Genomic DNA, 18,543 nt, shown 5'->3' on the forward strand with positions numbered 1-18,543 from the left:
AAGTAATCCTTGACCTTGGTTCAGTTCCGGTGGGGCTTCCTGGCATGTCCACAAGGGATACGGAAGCGCGTCGCGGCTTGCTCAAGGCCGTCGCGGCTTGCTCAGGGCCTGCGGTACCCTAGCGCCATGCGTGCCGTACGCCTTCTGCTTAGCGGGCCGCGCTGATCAGTACCGACCCCGGTCGAACCGCGAGGTCGGCATCGGCGCGGCTTCCCCTCCTGTGCGAGGGGTTTTTTCGTTTCTTTGGAAGTCACAGCCGCTGGCAGAGACGATCGATGGAGCTTTGAGGATCATGAGCGAGACGAACCCCGCTGCCGCCGAGGTGGCCGCGCCGCACCGCTACACGGCCGCCATGGCAGCCGAGATCGAGGCACGCTGGCAGGACTTCTGGGACGCCGAGGGCACCTACGCGGCGCCGAACCCCAAGGGTGACCTGGCCGGCGACCCGCAGCTGGTCGCCAAGCCCAAGAAGTTCATCATGGACATGTTCCCGTACCCCTCCGGTGCGGGCCTGCACGTCGGCCACCCGCTGGGCTACATCGCCACCGACGTCTTCGCCCGGTTCCAGCGCATGACCGGCCACAACGTCCTGCACACCCTGGGCTTCGACGCCTTCGGCCTGCCCGCCGAGCAGTACGCCGTGCAGACCGGCACGCACCCGCGCGTGTCCACCGAGGCGAACATCGAGAACATGAAGGCCCAGCTGCGTCGCCTGGGCCTGGGCCACGACAAGCGCCGGTCCTTCGCCACGATCGACCCGGACTACTACAAGTGGACCCAGTGGATCTTCCTGCAGATCTTCAACTCCTGGTACGACGAGGAGGCGCGCAAGGCCCGCCCGATCTCGGAGCTGATCGCCCGGTTCGAGTCCGGTGAGCGTGCGATCCCGGGCACCACGCGCGCGTGGAGCGAGCTGAGCGCCCGCGAGCGCGCCGACGTCCTGGGCGAGTACCGCCTGGCCTACGCCTCCGACGCGCCGGTCAACTGGTGCCCGGGCCTGGGCACCGTGCTGGCCAACGAGGAGGTCACCGCCGACGGCCGGTCCGAGCGCGGCAACTACCCGGTCTTCAAGGCCAAGCTGCGCCAGTGGAACATGCGCATCACCGCCTACGCCGACCGGCTGCTGGAGGACCTGGAGGAGCTGGACTGGCCCGAGGCGATCAAGCTGCAGCAGCGCAACTGGATCGGCCGCAGCGAGGGCGCCCGCGTCGACTTCCCGATCGACGGCGAACGCATCACGGTCTTCACCACCCGCCCGGACACCCTGTTCGGCGCGACCTACATGGTGCTGGCGCCCGAGCACCCGCTGGTCGAGAAGTTCACCCCCGAGGCCTGGCCCGAGGGCACGCACGCGGTGTGGACCGGCGGACACGCCACCCCGGCCGAGGCCGTCGCCGCCTACCGCGCACAGGCCGCCTCCAAGTCCGATGTCGAGCGGCAGGCCGAGGCCAAGGACAAGACCGGTGTCTTCATCGGCGCGTACGCGACCAACCCGGTCAACGGCGACCAGATCCCCGTCTTCATCGCCGACTACGTCCTGATGGGCTACGGCACCGGCGCGATCATGGCCGTCCCGGCGGGCGACCAGCGCGACTTCGAGTTCGCGCGCGCCTTCGAGCTGCCGATCCACTGCATCGTGGAGCCGACCGACGGCCGGGGCACCGACACCTCGACATGGGAGAACGCCTTCGGGTCGTACGACGCGAAGATCATGAACTCGGCCAACGACGAGATCTCGCTGGACGGCCTGGGCGTCGCCGAGGCCAAGGCCCGCATCACCGCATGGCTGCAGGAGAAGGGCATCGGCGAGGGCACCGTCAACTTCCGCCTGCGCGACTGGCTGTTCAGCCGCCAGCGTTACTGGGGCGAGCCCTTCCCGATCGTCTACGACGAGGACGGCATCGCCCACGCGCTGCCCGAGTCGATGCTGCCGCTGGAGCTGCCCGAGGTCGAGGACTACAGCCCGCGCACCTTCGACCCCGACGACGCGGACACCCAGCCCGAGACGCCGCTGTCGCGCAACGAGGAATGGGTCAACGTCACCCTGGACCTGGGTGACGGGCCGAAGAAGTACCGCCGCGAGACCAACACGATGCCCAACTGGGCGGGATCCTGCTGGTACGAGTTCCGCTACCTGGACCCGCACAACCACCGGCAGCTGGTCGACCCCGAGGTCGAGCAGTACTGGATGGGGCCGCGCGAGGGCCAGCCGCACGGCGGCGTCGACCTGTACGTCGGCGGCGCCGAGCACGCCGTGCTGCACCTGCTGTACGCGCGTTTCTGGTCCAAGGTCCTGTTCGACCTGGGCCACGTCTCGTCGCCCGAGCCGTTCCACAAGCTGTTCAACCAGGGCATGATCCAGGCCTACGTCTACCGGGACAGCCGTGGCATCGCGGTGCCGGCCGCCGAGGTGGAGGAGCGCGACGGCGCGTACTACCACCAGGGCGAGAAGGTCAGCCGCCTGCTGGGCAAGATGGGCAAGTCGCTGAAGAACGCGGTGACCCCGGACGAGATCTGCGCCGAGTACGGCGCCGACACCCTGCGTCTGTACGAGATGGCCATGGGCCCGCTGGACGTCTCCCGCCCGTGGGACACGCGCGCGGTGGTCGGCCAGTTCCGGCTGCTGCAGCGGCTGTGGCGCAACACCGTCGACGAGACGACCGGCGAGGTCACCGTCACCGACGCAGAGCCCGACGAGGACACCCTGCGCGCCCTGCACAAGGCGATCGACGGCGTCCGCCAGGACCTGGAGGGCCTGCGCTTCAACACCGCCATCGCCAAGGTCACCGAGCTGAACAACCACCTGACCAAGGCCGGCACCGCCGTGCCCCGGTCCGTGGCCGAGTCGCTGGTGCTGCTGGTCGCCCCGCTGGCCCCGCACGTCGCCGAGGAACTGTGGCGCAGGCTGGGCCACACCGACTCGGTCGTCCACCAGGACTTCCCGGTCGCCGACCCGGACTACGTCGTGGACGAGACCGTGACCTGCGTCGTGCAGATCAAGGGCAAGGTCAAGGCCCGCCTGGAGGTGCCGCCCGCCATCTCCGAGGAGGAGCTGGAGAAGGTGGCCCTGTCCGACGAGAAGGTCGTCGCGGCGCTGGACGGCGCGGGCATCCGCAAGGTGATCGTCCGGGCGCCCAAGCTGGTGAACATCGTTCCGGCGTGACGGACACCTGTCCGGCACGGCCGGTAAGCCGGTGACCGGACGCCGGTGAGACCGGTATCGGGGTAGTCCCCTACGGGCAGGTTCGGGGTTTTTCTGGAACTCCGAACCTGCCCGCTGCGTTTACCGTGGAAAGCGCAGCGGCGAGTGCCGCGCCGGCCGGAGGAGGAGCGTCGTGGAAGCAGTGATCGTCGTGTTCACCCTGCTCTTCCTGCTCCTCGTCGGCCTGGGCGCCTACGCCACGGTCAAAGCGGTCGCCGCCGCCAGACGCGGGGTGGACCGGACGATCGAGCAGGCCCGGCGCACGGTGGAGGACCACACGCTGCGCGCCAAGTCCTTCGTCCAGGTCGGCCCGGCCGCCGAGATCGCCCAACTGCGGCTCGCGCTGCGCACCTCCATGCGCGCCACCCAGGACGCGCTGCGCGCGGGCGCGGCGGAGGACGAGTCGCTGAAGGAGTCCCTCGGTCTCTTCGAGCGGCTCAGCGCGCACGGGCGCGAACTGGACGCCGACCTCAGGCGCCTGGAGTCGGAGCCGGACCGGGCCGAGCTCAGCGCACGGCTGCCCGAGCTGCGCGCCCGCACCGAGCGCATCACCAAGTCCGCGGACTCACTGCGCTGGGCCGTCCGCGACCGGGCGCGCCGCTTCGTCGAGGACGATCTGGGAGCGCTCAGCGACCAGATAGACATCGAGGCCGACGCCTTGCGTCACTGGACCCCGGCCGGCCCCGCACCGACGCCCGGTCGACGGCCCGACGCGTCCGCTTCGTCCACGGCTCCGTCCGCCGCGGAGGACCCGGCGCGGAGGCACGCCCGCTCGCGCACCTCCCGCACGGCCGAGGAGCAGGCGCCGCAGGCGATCACCCCGCCGTCGCCCCGGCCCGCGTACCCCTGGCAGAAGCGGCCCCGGCCCGAGAGCACCACCTGAGCGGCCGTCCCGGCCCGCCTCGAAGGGGCCGGGCTGCCGCGCGAGCACTACGGCAGGTAACCTCCAGCTCATGTCCCGCCATGTCGCGATCGTCACCGATTCAACGGCCTACCTGCCGCCGCGGACGATGGAGCGTCACGGCATCACGGCGGTGCCGCTGACCGTGGTCCTCGGCGACCGGGCACTCGAAGAGGGCACCGAGATCTCGACACGCTCGCTCGCCCAGGCGCTGCAGAAGCGCCGTCCTGTCACGACCTCCCGGCCGAGCCCGCAGGTGTTCGCGGAGACCTACCGCAGGGTCGCCGAGTCCGGCGCGCGTGCCATCGTCTCCCTGCACCTGTCCGCCGAGCTGTCCGGCACCTACGACGCGGCGGTCCTCGCGGCGCGTGAAGCACCGGTGCCGGTACGAGTGGTGGACACCGGGATGATCGCGATGGCCCTCGGCTTCTGCGCGCTCGCCGCGGCCGAGACGGCGGAGGCAGGCGGGACCGCTGACGAGGCCGTCACGGCCGCCGAGAAGCGGGCCGCGGGCACGTCGGCATACTTCTACGTCGACACCCTCGACTATCTGCGCCGCGGCGGTCGCATCGGAGCCGCACAGGCCCTGCTCGGATCCGCGCTCGCCGTCAAACCGCTGCTCCAGCTCGACGGCGGCCGCATCGAAATGCTCGAAAAGGTCCGTACGGCGTCCAAAGCCATCGCGCGGCTGGAGGAGATCGCCGCCGACCGGGCGGGCAGCGCCGAGGTCGACATCGCCGTCCACCATCTCGCCGCCCCCGACCGTGCCGCCGCGCTCGCGGACAGGCTGCGGGAACGGGTGCCCGGCCTGGCCGACCTGCATGTCAGCGAGGTCGGGGCGGTCATCGGGGCACACACCGGTCCCGGGCTGCTGGGAGCGGTGGTCTCACCCCGCTGATCCATCACCTGCGGGCTGATCCTTCACTCGTACGGGTGGCGGTGTTATCCACAACGGGGCCGTCGTCCCCGGGAATTGACCAAGATCATCGCGAATCGGCGGGATGTTCCATCCTCGTCGCATGGCACTTCGATCACGTTCACGCACAGCCACTCCGACCAGCGGCCCCGGCCGTGGTCCCACCTCAGACGGCCGTGTCCGCCACCACCGTGGCCACGACCACCGCCGCTCCCGTCACGCGCCGGCACCGGCCGAGGAACTGCGCCGCCGCGCCGAGCTCCTCTTCGGCGAACGAGCCGTACGGTGGCGGGAGTCGGGGAACGGGCCTCCGGACGGGGAAGATCCCGCGCCCCTGGCGACCGAGACGGTGACGGCGGACCTGTTGCACGGTCCGGGTCCGGCGAGGACAGCGGCTACTCCGGGTCCGGCGAGGACAGTCACCACTCCGGGTCCGGCGAGGGCAGCGACCACGGCCGCACCTCGCCCGGTCACGCCACCGAACGCTGTGCCGACGGACCAGACGGCACCACCGGCGCCACGTACGTCACCGGAAGCCGAACCCGCCGACGCCTTGAACCCGTTGGCGCCCTCGGAGCCGGTCGGCCCCGGTCGGCGGGAGCGGGCCCGGCTGGCGTTGCGGGAGCGGCTGCCGGTGCGGTTGCAGACACAGTTCGCCGTGGAGCGGCGTGGAGTCGTGGCGCTCTCCGTGATCCTCGTGGTCGCCGCGGTGTTCGCCGTGCAGCACTTCTGGGCCGGGCGGACGGAGTCAGTGAGCGCCCCCCAAGTGGTGCGCGCGCACACTCCCTACGCCGACAGGGAAGATGCCGCGAAGCCCGCTGTGCGAGCGGGCGCGTCGCCGACGCCGGCCGGACAGATCGTCGTGGACGTCAGCGGCAAGGTCCGCAGGCCGGGGGTCCGGCGATTGCCGGCCGGTTCCCGGGTGGCCGACGCGCTGCGGGCGGCCGGCGGTGCCCGTCCGGGCGTGAGCACCGAGGGGCTCAACCGGGCCCGGTTCCTGGTCGACGGCGAACAGGTCGTCGTCGGCGCGCCCACCGGGGCAGCGGCACCGCCTGGACCGGGCCCCGGTCCGGCGTCCGGGACGGCCGCCGGACCGGCGGGCGCGGGCCCTGCGCAGCCTGTCTCCCTCAACACCGCCACGGCGGACCAGCTCGACGGCTTGCCCGGAGTCGGCCCGGTGCTCGCGCAGCACATCATCGAATACCGCACCCAGCACGGTGGTTTCCGCTCGGTGGACGAGCTGCGCGAGGTCAACGGCATCGGCGACCGCCGGTTCGGCGATCTGCGGAATCTGGTACGGCCATGAGCCAAGTGATCGGCGGCGGGCCGCCGGGACGGGGAAGGCCCGGCGGGCTCGCGGACGCCGGGCGAGGAGGCCGGCGGCCGCGGGACCGGGGGGCCGCAGACGCCGAGGTACGTGACCGTGAGGAGGACGGGGCCGCGCACGTCGACCGGCCCGGGCCGCTGGACCTGCGCCTGGTGCCGCCCGCGCTCGCCGCCTGGGCCACGGCGGCCGCGACGCTGGACGCACCGGCGGCCTGGACGGCCGTCCTCGCGATCGCCTGCCTGACAGGCGGGATCGTTCTGCTGTCGGCCCGCGGCTCCGGCCGGGCCGGACGGCCCGCAGAGGCCTCGCCGACCCGCCGGGACGGACGCAAGACGCGAGGAGCACGGACGCTCCAGCGGTCCGGGTGGGCCCGCGCCCCGATCGCCGCCGTGCTGCTCTGCGTCGCCGCGGCGGCCGCCACCGCCGGGCTGCACGGGGCGGACGTACGCCGCGGTCCCGTGCCCGACCTGGCCCGGCGGTACGCGACCGTGACCGCCGAGGTGGAGGTGAGCGGCGATCCCTGGCTGAGCCGGCCGCGGGTGCGCGGCGATCACGCGGCGCCGGTGGCGGTGCTGGCCCGGGCGGAGGTGCGGCGCGTGGCGCGGACCGACGGGACGAGCGTGCGGACGCGGACCCCGGTACTGCTGGTCGTCGACGCGGACATCCCCGCGCCGTACGGCGGTGCTGCTCGGAACGGCGGTGCGGCGGCGTGGGGCACGGCGGGAGCCGGGGTCCGCGACGGGCGGCGTGCGCGTGATGCCTGGCTCGGCTTGTTGCCGTCCACGCGGTTGCGCGTGGGCGGCCGGCTGGCGCCGGCACTGACCGGCGGAGACCCGACCGCGGCCGTGCTGCGGGTGCGCGGCCGGCCCGGGCCGCGGATCGTGGCGGGCCCCAGCGGGCCGCAACGGCTCGCGGGACGGCTCAGGGCCGGGCTGCGGGAGGCGACCGACGATCTGCCGCAGGACGCGCGGGCGCTCCTTCCGGGGCTGGTCGTCGGCGACACCTCACGGATCACGCCCGAACTGGACGAGGCGTTCAAGGAGACGGACCTGACGCACACGCTCGCCGTGTCCGGCAGCAACCTCACCATCCTGCTCGCGCTGCTGATCGGGCCGCCCGGCCTGGCCCAGCGGGCCGAGCGCCGGGGTCTGGCCCCGCGCCTGGGGCTCTCGCTGCGGGGGACCGCGCTGCTCGCCGGAGCGCTCACGCTCGGGTTCGTCGTCGTGAGCCGGCCCGACCCCAGTGTGCTGCGGGCCGCCGTCTGCGGCGCGGTGGCACTGCTCGCCCTGGCCACCGGGCGCCGTAGATCACTGGTCCCCGCACTGGCCACGGCCGTCCTGCTGCTGGTGCTCTACGACCCCTGGCTGGCCCGCAGCTACGGCTTCCTGCTCTCCGTGCTGGCCACCGGCGCGCTGCTGGTGCTGGCACCGGGCTGGAGCGAGGCCTTGCGGCGGCGCCGGGTGCCGCCGAGGCTCGCGGAGGCGCTGGCGGCGGCCGCCGCGGCACAGGCGGTGTGCGCCCCGGTCACGGCGGTGCTGTCGGCGCGCGTGAGCCTGGTGGCGGTGCCGTGCAACCTGCTGGCCGAGGTGGCGGTGGCGCCGGCCACGGTGCTGGGGTTCGCGGCGCTCGTGTGGGCGTCGCTGGCGATGGGGCCGGCCAAGGCGCTGGCCTGGTGCGCGAGTTGGCCGGCCGGATGGATCGCCGGGGTGGCCCGGACGGGGGCGGCGCTGCCCGGCGCGGGAGTGGGCTGGCCGGGAAGCTGGCCGGGAGCGCTGGCGCTGGCGGCGGTCACCGTGGCTCTCGTCCTGGCCGTCCGGCGACTGCCGCGACACCCGTGGTGGGCCGCCTTGCTCGCGGTGCTGCTGGTGCTGGTGGTGGTGCGGCCGGCACCCCTGACCCGGGTGATCACCGGTTGGCCGCCGCCGGGCTGGAGGTTCGCGATGTGCGATGTCGGGCAGGGAGACGCGACCGTGCTGGCGGCGGGCGAGGGGACCGGGGTGGTCGTGGACGCCGGACCCGATCCCGCGCTGGTCGACCACTGTCTGCGGCAGCTGGGCATCACGCGCGTCCCGCTGCTCGTCCTGACCCATTTCCATGCCGACCATGTGGCGGGACTGCCCGGTGTCCTGCGGGGCCGTTCGGTGGCCGCGATCGAGACCACCGGCTTCGAGGAACCCCCCGAGCAGGCGGAGTTCGTCACCAGGGTGGCCGCGGCGCGGCACATCCCGCTCACGCGGGCCGTCGCGGGCGAGGAAGGGCGTACCGGACCGCTCTCCTGGCGGATCCTGTGGCCCCCGCCGAGCACACGGCCGCCGTCGGACCCGGGATACCCGGCATGGCCGGGCCCGGTGCCCGAACCGGACGGTCCGAACGACGCGAGCGTCGCGATGCTGGTCCGTGCGGGCGGACTGAGACTCCTGCTGCTGGGTGATCTCGAACCGCCGGCCCAGCAGGCGTTGTCGCGGTCACCGGTGGCGGCCGAGCTGGCCGGTGTGGACGTACTGAAGGTGGCCCATCACGGCTCGGCCTACCAGGACCCGGAGCTGATACGGCTGGCGGCTCCCCGGGTGGCGCTCATCAGCTGCGGCGCGGACAACCCGTACGGTCATCCGGCTCCGGCGACCGTGGCCGCGCTGCGGGCGGGCGGCGCGCTGGTGCTGCGCACCGACCGGGACGGAGAGCTCGCGGTCGGCGGAACGGGAGGGACGGGTGGGGAGGTGCGGGTGGCCAGAGACTGACCGGCCTCGCCCAGACTGGGGCCATGGACTCCCACGAGGTCGACGACTATCTCCGCCGGATCGGTGCCGAGCGCCCGCACCGGCCCACCGCCGAGGCGCTGCGTGAGCTGCATCTGTGTCATCTGCGGACCGTTCCCTTCGAGAACCTGTCCATCCACCTCGGCGAGGAGATCCAGCTGGAGGAGGAGTGGCTGCTGGACAAGGTGGCGGGACGCGGGCGGGGTGGCTTCTGCTACGAACTGAACGGCCTGTTCGGCGCGTTGCTCGCCGCTCTCGGCTACGAGGTCCAACTGCTCGCGGCCCGTGTGTACGGCGACGAGGGGCGGCTCGGCATCCCGTACGACCATCTCGCCCTGCGGGTGCGGACCGTGGAGGGGGACACATGGCTCGCGGACGTCGGGTTCGGGGCCCACAGCCACTACCCGCTGAGATACGCGGAACGCGCGGAGCAGGCCGACCCGGGTGGTGTGTTCCGGGTGGTGGAGGCCGGTCCGGACGAGGCCGGGGCGCGCGGTGGCGGCTCGACGGGGGCCGGGGACCTGGACGTCGTACGGGACGGCAGCCCGCAGTACCGGCTGGAGACCCGGCCCCGGGTGCTCGGGGACTTCGTGGCCGGGGCCTGGTGGCACAGGACCTCGCCGCTGTCGCACTTCACCCGGTCGCTGGTCTGCTCAAGGGTCACCGAGGACGGAGGGAGGATCACGCTCAGCGGGCGTGTGCTGAAGACGACGGGCGGTGACGGGAAGCGCGGGACACGGGAGTTGGAGACGGACGAGGAGGTGCTGACGGTGTACCGGGAGCGGTTCGGGATCGAGCTGGACTGTGTGCCGACGGTGCGGGACGGGAGTCCGTGCCTCTGACGGTGTCCAAGGCTGACCTGGCCGTTCGGTTGTCGTGGGGTGTCGGAGAATGGGCCCGTGAGCGATGTGAGACACGTGCTGGTGCTGCCCGACCGGGATGCCGCCGAGGAGGCGGCCGAGGCGCTCGGGGAGCGGTTCGGGCTGGCCGAGGAGCCGCAGCTCGTCCGGGATGCGCTGGCCGGCGAGGACGATGCCGAGGACGCGCAGTGGCTGGTGGTCCTGCGGGACGCGGAGCGGCGGCTGGACCCGGTGGAGCTGGACGCGTTCGCGGGGGAGTGGGAGGGGTGGCGGGAGGAGCCGTAGTCCTGCTGGTGGCTGGTGGCTGGTGGCTGGTGTTCGGGCCGGCCGGAGTGGGGCGCGTCGGGGCCGGCCCGGCGTCGGGCCGCCCGCCCGCGCTGCCCGCCGCCGGGGTGTGGGGGGATGCCCGCAGCCGGAGGGTGTGAGGACGCCCGTGGGTGTGGGGTCGTTGTCAGTGGCGCGTGGGATGCTGTGAGCGATGGCCAGGAAGACTGCGAATGACGATCCTCTCGCCCCGGTGACGCTCGCCGTGGGCCAGGAGGACCTCCTGCTCGACCGCGCCGTGCGGGAGGTGGTGGCCGCCGCCAAGGCCGCCGACGCCGACACGGACGTACGCGACCTCACCCCGGACCAGTTGCAGCCCGGCACGCTCGCCGAGCTCACCAGTCCTTCGCTCTTCGCCGAGCGGAAGGTCGTGGTCGTACGCAATGCCCAGGACCTGTCCGCCGACACGGTCAAGGACGTGAAGGCGTATCTCGGGGCGCCCGCCGAGGAGATCACGCTCGTGCTGCTGCACGCGGGCGGGGCCAAGGGCAAGGGGCTGCTGGACGCCGCGCGCAAGGCGGGGGCCCGCGAGGTGGCCTGCCCGAAGATGACCAAGCCCGCGGACCGGCTGGCGTTCGTGCGCGGTGAGTTCCGGGCGGCGGGGCGGTCGGCGACGCCCGAGGCGTGCCAGGCGCTGTGCGACGCCATCGGCAGTGATCTGCGGGAGCTGGCGTCGGCGGTGTCCCAGCTGGTCGCCGACGTGGAGGGGACGATCGACGAGGCGGTCGTCGGGCGGTACTACACCGGCCGGGCCGAGGCCTCCAGCTTCACGGTCGCCGACCGGGCCGTGGAGGGGCGTACGGCGGAGGCGCTGGAGGCGCTGCGGTGGTCGCTGGCGACAGGCGTGGCGCCGGTGATGATCACCAGCGCGCTGGCCCAGGGCGTGCGGGCGATCGGGAAGCTGTCCTCCGCGCGCGGGGGGCGGCCGGCCGATCTGGCGCGGGAGCTGGGCATGCCGCCGTGGAAGATCGACCGGGTGCGGCAGCAGATGCGGGGGTGGACGCCGGACGGGGTGGCGGCGGCGATGCGGGCCGTCGCCGAGGCCGACGCGGGCGTGAAGGGAGGCGGCGACGATCCCGAGTACGCGCTGGAGAAGGCCGTCGTGGTGATCGCTAGGGCCGCCCGGTCGCGCGGGCGCGGGTAGGCGCGCTGGCGCTCTGCACGGGCCCCCGCCGGCGCTCCGGCCAAGGACCCCACCCCCGGACTCCGCCCAGCTCACCCACCACCGGGCTCAGCCCAGCCATCACCGGGCTCAGCCCAGCCATCACCGGGCTCAGCTCACCCACCACCGAGCCCAGCCCACCCCATTCACCATCGGGCCCGGCCCACCCACCCCGGAAACCGTTCGCTGCACAGCGGCCCCCGGCCTCCGGCCAGCGCCCCAACCCCCGGCCAGCAGTCCCCGGCCTCCGGCCTCCGGCCAGCGCCCCCGACCGGCAGACCCCGGCCAGCGCCCCCACCCCCCGGCCAGCAGCCCCGCCCCCCGGCCTGCAGCCCCAGCCCCCGGCCAGCAGCCCCAGCCCCCGGCGCCCGGCGCCGTTCACCCCATGCCGAAGGCCCCGGTGCCCACCCTGGGGAAGGGGAAGCACCGAGGCCTTCGGCTCAAGCTGGTTGGACTCGCACCCGCGTGGCGAACGCAGGCCGCGTGCGAGTCCGGGGTGCCGGGCGGGAGCGGATGAGAGAGGGCCCGCTCTGGGTCCTTCCGGCGGTCAGATCAGAAAGGGAGTTCAGCCCTTGAGGGTCGCGACCTTGGAAGCAAGCGCCGACTTCTTGTTGGCGGCCTGGTTCTTGTGGATGACGCCCTTCGAGACGGCCTTGTCGAGCGCACGCGCGGCAGCGCGCTGCAGCTCGGTGGCCTTCTCGACGTCACCCGCGGCAGCGGCCTCACGGGCCTTGCGGATCGCGGTCTTCAGGGAGGACTTGACGGCCTTGTTGCGCAGCCGAGCCTTCTCGTTGGTCTTGATCCGCTTGATCTGGGACTTGATGTTCGCCACGAAGGAGCCTTTTCAGGTTCAGGCGCGGGGCCGCACGGGTCCCGTACCGGTGATCCAAAATTTCTCTGACGTGCCTCGCGCTGAGAGGGCATGAGGCACAGCCATCTACAGTACCAGTGGCCCTGCGAGCGGCCCAAAACGGTGTCCGGTCCCTCCGCGTGGGACCATGGAGACTACGTATCGATCCGACCCGAGGCATAAGGCGCCTCAAGAGACAGGACCCTGCGTGCCCGCGACCCCTAACCATGTGCCCGAGCCGAGCCGTACCGCCCCGGCTCTGATCCGCAATTTCTGCATCATCGCGCACATCGACCACGGCAAGTCCACGCTCGCCGACCGGATGCTCCAGCTGACCGGTGTGGTCGAGCAGCGGCAGATGCGTGCTCAGTACCTCGACCGGATGGACATCGAGCGCGAGCGCGGCATCACGATCAAGTCCCAGGCGGTGCGTCTGCCCTGGGCCCCCACCGAGGGCCCCGACCAGGGCACGGCCCACATCCTCAACATGATCGACACTCCGGGGCACGTCGACTTCACCTACGAGGTCTCGCGGTCGCTCGCCGCCTGTGAGGGGACCATCCTCCTCGTCGACGCCGCCCAGGGCATCGAGGCGCAGACCCTCGCCAACCTCTACCTGGCGATGGAGAACGACCTCACGATCATCCCCGTGCTGAACAAGATCGACCTGCCGGCCGCCCAGCCGGAGAAGTTCGCCGAGGAGCTGGCGAACCTGGTCGGCTGCGACCCGGACGACGTCCTCAAGGTCTCCGCGAAGACCGGTCTCGGCGTGGACGCGCTGCTGAACAAGGTCGTCAAGGAGATCCCGCCGCCGGTCGGCGTCGCGGACGCCCCCGCCCGCGCGATGATCTTCGACTCGGTCTACGACTCCTACCGCGGTGTCGTGACGTACGTCCGTGTCATCGACGGCCAGCTCAACAAGCGCGAGCGCATCAGGATGATGTCCACCGGCGCCACGCACGAGCTGCTGGAGATCGGCGTCAGCTCGCCCGAGATGCTCCCCGCCGACGGCCTCGGCGTCGGTGAGGTGGGTTACCTCATCACCGGTGTGAAGGACGTCCGGCAGTCCAAGGTCGGTGACACCGTCACCAGCCAGAGCAAGGGCGCCACGGAGGCCCTCGGCGGGTACAAGGACCCCAAGCCGATGGTCTTCTCCGGGCTGTATCCGCTCGACGGTTCCGACTATCCGGAACTGCGCGAGGCCCTGGACAAGCTCCAGCTCAACGACGCCGCCCTCGTCTACGAGCCGGAGACCTCCGCGGCCCTCGGCTTCGGCTTCCGCGTCGGCTTCCTCGGCCTGCTGCACCTGGACGTGATCCGGGAGCGCCTGGAGCGCGAGTTCGGACTCGACCTGATCGCCACCGCCCCCAACGTGGTCTACCGCGTGGTCATGGAGGACGGCAGCGAGCACACGGTCACCAACCCGAGCGAGTTCCCCGAGGGCAAGATCAACGACGTCTTCGAGCCGGTCGTGCGGGCCACCATCCTCGCGCCCACCGAGTTCATCGGCTCGATCATGGAGCTGTGCCAGACCCGGCGCGGCACCCTGCTCGGCATGGACTACCTCTCGGAGGACCGCGTCGAGATCCGCTACACGCTGCCGCTCGCGGAGATCGTCTTCGACTTCTTCGACCAGCTGAAGTCCAAGACGCGCGGCTACGCCTCGCTGGACTACGAGCCCACGGGCGAGCAGACCAGCTCCCTGGTCAAGGTCGACATCCTGCTGCACGGCGACAAGGTCGACGCCTTCTCGGCGATCACCCACAAGGACCAGGCGTACGCGTACGGCGTGCGGCTCGTCGCCAAGCTCAAGGAGCTGATCCCGCGGCAGGCCTTCGAGGTGCCGGTGCAGGCCGCCATCGGCTCGCGGGTGATCGCCCGCGAGACCATCCGCGCCATCCGCAAGGACGTCCTCGCCAAGTGCTACGGCGGTGACATCTCCCGTAAGCGGAAGCTGCTGGAGAAGCAGAAGGAAGGCAAGAAGCGGATGAAGATGGTGGGTTCCGTGGAGGTTCCGCAGGAAGCCTTCATCGCCGTCCTGTCCAGTGATGACAGCGCGGGGTCGGCCAAGGGCAAGAAGTAACCATCGGTAACAACCGCTGGTGTCCGTAAAACGGGCGCGTGGGGGCCTGTCGTACGAAAGTGCGGCGGGCCCCTACGCGTGCGTAGGGTCGCTCTGCGTGGAAAGTGACAGGCCGATGCCCCTTACGCAGCGGCCGGTCGCGGCTTACTCTGATCCCTGCTCGATAGTTACTCGCGAGTTAAACAACAGCGCGAAACCCCCACCGTGAGTTAACCCAGCCGCACCGAGTCAGCCGCACCGTCGCGGGCCCCCGGAGGATGTCGTGAGCGACACACAGACCCTGATCGAGAACCGTCCGCCGTCCGTGGCGGCCCTCTTCCTGGAGCGCGTGGCGGCCACACCGGACGCCGAGGCCTACCGCTACCCGGTGCCGCCCGCCTCCGGCCAGGGCCCCGACGAATGGAAGTCGCTCAGCTGGGCGCAGGCGGCCGAGCGGGTGTACGCGATCGCGGCCGGTCTCGTCGAACTGGGCGTGCAGCCCGAGCAGCGGGTCGCCCTCGCCTCCTCCACGCGCGTCGAGTGGCTCCTCGCCGACCTCGGCATCATGTGCGCGGGCGGCGCGACGACCACCATCTACCCACAGACCAACGCGGACGAGTCGGCGTTCATCCTCTCCGACTCCGAGAGCCGGGTGCTGATCGCCGAGGACGCGGCCCAGGCCGCCAAGGCCCTGGAGAAGCGCGCCGAGCTGCCCGACCTCACCAAGGTCGTCGTCATCGACGCGGCCGGCGCCGAGACGAGCGACTGGGTGATCACCCTCGCCGAGCTGGAGCGGCGCGGCGCCGCCTACCTGGAGCAGCACCCGCAGCTGATCAAGGAGCGGGTCGGCGCGATCACCAGGGACCAGCTCGCCACCCTCATCTACACCTCCGGCACCACCGGCCGCCCCAAGGGCGTGCGCCTGCCGCACGACAACTGGGCGTACATGGCGCGGGCCATCGCCGCGACCGGCCTGGTCACCATGGACGACGTGCAGTACCTGTGGCTGCCGCTCGCGCACGTCTTCGGCAAGGTGCTCACCTCCGGCCAGATCGAGGTCGGCCACGTCACCGCCGTCGACGGCCGCGTCGACAAGATCATCGAGAACCTCCCGGTGGTGCAGCCGACGTACATGGCGGCCGTGCCGCGCATCTTCGAGAAGGTCTACAACGGCGTCGCCGCCAAGGCCCGCGAGGGCGGCCCGGCCAAGTACAAGATCTTCCAGTGGGCCGCCGAGGTCGCCCGCGAGTACGCCAAGGTCACCCAGGACAACTTCCGCCGCACCGGCAGCCACTCGGCCCCCTTCGGGCTGGCCGCCAAGCACAAGGTCGCCGACACGCTCGTCTACTCCAAGCTCCGCGAGGCCTTCGGCGGCCGGCTGCGCGCCTGCGTCTCCGGTGCCTCCGCGCTGGCACCCGAGATCGGCTACTTCTTCGCCGGTGCCGGCATCCACATCCTGGAGGGCTACGGACTCACCGAGTCCTCCGCCGCCTCCTTCGTCAACCCCGGCGAGGCCTACCGCACCGGCACGGTCGGCAAGCCGCTGCCCGGCACGGAGGTGCGGATCGCCGACGACGGCGAGATCCTGCTGCGCGGCCCCGGCATCATGGAGGGCTACCACGGGCTGCCCGAGAAGACCGCCGAGGTGCTGGAGTCCGACGGCTGGTTCCACACCGGTGACATCGGCGAGCTGTCGCCCGACGGCTACCTCCGCATCACCGACCGCAAGAAGGACCTGATCAAGACCTCCGGCGGCAAGTACGTCGCCCCGGCCGAGGTCGAGGGCCAGTTCAAGGGCGTGTGCCCGTACGTCTCCAACATCCTGGTGCACGGCGCCGACCGGAACTACTGCACCGCCCTCATCGCCCTGGACGAGCCCGCGCTGCTGGACTGGGCGAAGGAGAACGGCCTGGAGGGCAGGGCGTACGCCGAGATCGTCGCCGCGCCGCAGACGGTGGAGATGGTCGACGGGTATGTGCGGCAGCTCAACGCGGGGCTGCAGAAGTGGCAGACGATCAAGAAGTTCCGGCTGCTGCCGCGCGACCTCGATGTGGAGCACGGGGAGATCACGCCGAGCCTGAAGCTGAAGCGGCCCGTGGTGGAGCGGGAGTACAAGCACCTCATCGACGAGATGTACGCCGGGGCGCGGGAGAAGTAGGGGACGGTGCGGTGAGCGGGGGCCGCGGGCCGTTCATGGCCGGCCGCGCCCCCCTCGGCGGGGCCGTGCGTCGACACGGCCCCGTAGCCCTTGGGTGATTGTGCTCGCCTGCGCTCAAAAGGCGCCCTCTTCTGTCCATTTCGGTAACCCACCGCTTATGGGTGCCCCCGGTCTGTCACCCTGGGCCGCATGGACATGGCGGCCATACCGACGCAACGGGAGAGTGAGCCCCGGGCCAGGGAGACCAAGGGGCGCACGACGCTGCCCGGAAGCCCCCTGGCACCGGGGTCCGCCCGTGCGCTGGTGCGGGCCGTGCTGGCCGAGGCGCCCGGGGTCTCGGCCCGGCTCGTCGACGACGCCATGGCCGTCGTCAGCGAGCTGGTCACCAATGCCGTCGTGCACGCCGGTACGGACGTGGAGATCGACTGGCGGCTGGAGGAGACCGGCGCGTTCGTCGTGGAGGTGGGCGACCGCCATCCCTCCCGCGCCCCGCGCGACGCCCTGGGCGCCGAGGCGCCGTACGACACCCCCGAGTACGGGCGCGGCCTGCGGCTGGTCACCACGCTCGCCGAATCCTGGGGCGTCACCTACCGCGCCGGCGCCAAGACGGTCTGGGCGCGGCTGCCCCCCGGCGGTGTCGAGGACCCGGACACCCCCGTGCCGGACGCGGCCCTGGAGGTCGCCGAGGACCTCGCCCCGCAACCGCACCGCGTCGACGGCGACCGGGAGTGGCTCGGCCGGGGCGCGCTGTCCTTCCTCGCCGAGGCCTCCGACCTGCTCGCCGGGCAGCTGGACGAGAACCTGGTCACGGCCCTGACCGGCCAGCTCATCGTCCCCCGGCTCGCCGACTGGTGCGCCGTCTGGCTGGAGGACGAGGCGACCGTGCGGGGCGGGGCGGGCATGGGCCCCGACCGGGTCTGGCACGCCAGCGAGAGCGGCATCGAGGAACTGCGCTGCGCTCTGGAGAAGGAGCCGCCCTGCCCGCGCGACGGGCTGCGCTCCGGCCCCGAGCCGTACCCCTGGCCCGGGCACGCGCTCGGCCCGCAGGGCAGCGACGGCACGGCGCTGGCGTTCCGGCTGATCGCGGGAGGCCGGCCGGTCGGCACGCTGGTGATCGGCCGGTGCGGGCTGCTCGGCTTCCCCGACGAGGTCACCGGGCTCGTGGAGGACCTCAGCCGCCGGGTCGCCCTCGCCATCGGCGCGGCCCGCCAGTACGCCCGCCAGGCCACCATCAGCGCCGTCCTGCAGCGCGGCCTGCTGCCCGGCGCCGTCGCCGAGATCCCGGGCGTGAGCAGCGCGCTCGTGTACGAACCCTGCGACAAGGGCGGCCCCAGCGGCGACTTCTACGACCTGTTCCCGGCCGGCGACGGCCGCTGGTGCTTCGCCGTCGGCGACGTCCAGGGCAAGGGCCCCGAGGCGGCGGTCGTGATCGGCCTCGCCCGCCCCTGGCTCCGCCTCCTCGCCCGCGAGGGCTACCGCGTCGCCGACGTCCTCGACCGCCTCAACCAGCTCCTCCTGGACGACGCCACCGAGGCCGCCGACGCCGCCGCCCGCGCCCTGGTCGCCGTGGGCGGCCGCCCCGTGACCCCCGGAGACGGCCCGCAGACCCGCTTCCTGTCCCTGCTCTACGGCGAGCTGACCCCCTACGAGGGCGGCGGGGTCCGCTGCACGCTCGCCTCCGCCGGCCACCCGCTGCCGCTCGTCCTCGGCCCCGACGGCACCGTACGCACCGCCGCCCGCCCGCAGACCCTGCTCGGCGTCGTCGAGGACGAGACCTACACCAGCGAGACCCTCGACCTGCGGCCCGGCGACAGCCTGCTGTGCGTCACCGACGGGGTGACCGAGCGGCGCTCCGGTCCCCGCCAGTTCGACGACGGCGACGGCCTCGCCCGCGCCCTGTCCGGCTGCGCCGGGCTCAGCGCCGAACTGATCGCGGAAAGGATCCGCCGCCTGGTGCACGACTTCGGGGGCGGCCTGCCCGAGGACGACCTCGCCCTGCTGGTGCTGCAGGCGGAGTAACCGCGC

12 protein-coding genes are annotated in these 18,543 nt (G+C 72.3%); 11 read left to right on the top strand and 1 reads right to left on the bottom strand.

All coding sequences use genetic code 11. The annotated features are described in order from the left end of the window. Nucleotides 1-292 precede the first annotated feature (292 nt). From leuS to holA, 8 genes are all read left to right on the top strand, one after another. Complete coding sequence (leuS, locus tag IE244_RS02360) at nt 293-3,163, top strand: leucine--tRNA ligase (protein ID WP_191870916.1); 2,871 nt, start codon at nt 293-295, stop codon at nt 3,161-3,163. 172 nt (nt 3,164-3,335) lie between these two features. Continuing rightward, the gene (locus tag IE244_RS02365; protein ID WP_191870917.1) at nt 3,336-4,085 is read left to right on the top strand and encodes a hypothetical protein; all 750 of its coding nucleotides are present in this window, start codon (nt 3,336-3,338) and stop codon (nt 4,083-4,085) included. A gap of 70 nt (nt 4,086-4,155) precedes the next feature. Next, a complete protein-coding gene (locus IE244_RS02370) occupies nt 4,156-5,001 on the top strand; it encodes a DegV family protein (RefSeq protein ID WP_031158770.1) in 846 nt (281 codons plus the stop codon). A gap of 121 nt (nt 5,002-5,122) precedes the next feature. After that, on the top strand, nt 5,123-6,325 hold the full coding sequence (locus IE244_RS02375; protein ID WP_191870918.1) for a helix-hairpin-helix domain-containing protein: 1,203 nt from the start codon (nt 5,123-5,125) through the stop codon (nt 6,323-6,325). Continuing rightward, complete coding sequence (locus IE244_RS02380; protein WP_191870919.1) at nt 6,322-9,084, top strand: ComEC/Rec2 family competence protein; 2,763 nt, start codon at nt 6,322-6,324, stop codon at nt 9,082-9,084. Before IE244_RS02375 ends, IE244_RS02380 begins: the two co-directional genes overlap by 4 nt. 23 nt (nt 9,085-9,107) lie before the next feature. Continuing rightward, nucleotides 9,108-9,944, top strand: a complete 837-nt coding sequence (locus IE244_RS02385) for an arylamine N-acetyltransferase family protein (protein ID WP_191870920.1) — start codon at nt 9,108-9,110, stop codon at nt 9,942-9,944. 57 nt (nt 9,945-10,001) lie between these two features. After that, nucleotides 10,002-10,247, top strand: a complete 246-nt coding sequence (locus tag IE244_RS02390) for a hypothetical protein (RefSeq protein WP_078963231.1) — start codon at nt 10,002-10,004, stop codon at nt 10,245-10,247. Nucleotides 10,248-10,440: 193 nt separating this feature from the next. Continuing rightward, nucleotides 10,441-11,430 (top strand): DNA polymerase III subunit delta, encoded by a 990-nt coding sequence (gene holA, locus IE244_RS02395; protein ID WP_191870921.1) that lies wholly within the window; start codon nt 10,441-10,443, stop codon nt 11,428-11,430. Between the two features lie 583 nt (nt 11,431-12,013). On the opposite strand, the gene rpsT is transcribed toward holA, so the two are convergent. Continuing rightward, entirely contained in the window at nt 12,014-12,280 is a 267-nt protein-coding gene (rpsT, locus tag IE244_RS02400) for a 30S ribosomal protein S20 (RefSeq protein ID WP_061922887.1), read from the bottom strand. 226 nt (nt 12,281-12,506) lie between these two features. On the opposite strand from rpsT, the gene lepA reads away from it, so the two are divergent. From lepA to IE244_RS02415, 3 genes are all read left to right on the top strand, one after another. Then, entirely contained in the window at nt 12,507-14,381 is a 1,875-nt protein-coding gene (gene lepA / locus IE244_RS02405; protein WP_191870922.1) for a translation elongation factor 4, read from the top strand. 262 nt (nt 14,382-14,643) lie between these two features. Continuing rightward, entirely contained in the window at nt 14,644-16,518 is a 1,875-nt protein-coding gene (locus IE244_RS02410; RefSeq protein WP_191870923.1) for an AMP-dependent synthetase/ligase, read from the top strand. A 195-nt stretch (nt 16,519-16,713) separates the two neighbouring features. After that, nucleotides 16,714-18,537: an ATP-binding SpoIIE family protein phosphatase gene (locus IE244_RS02415; RefSeq protein ID WP_191871399.1), complete on the top strand. Its 1,824-nt coding sequence runs from the start codon at nt 16,714-16,716 to the stop codon at nt 18,535-18,537. The last annotated feature ends 6 nt before the right edge of the window (nt 18,538-18,543 follow it).

Origin of the sequence: Streptomyces filipinensis, assembly GCF_014649495.1 — a bacterium.
In the GTDB taxonomy this organism is placed as follows: domain Bacteria; phylum Actinomycetota; class Actinomycetes; order Streptomycetales; family Streptomycetaceae; genus Streptomyces; species Streptomyces filipinensis.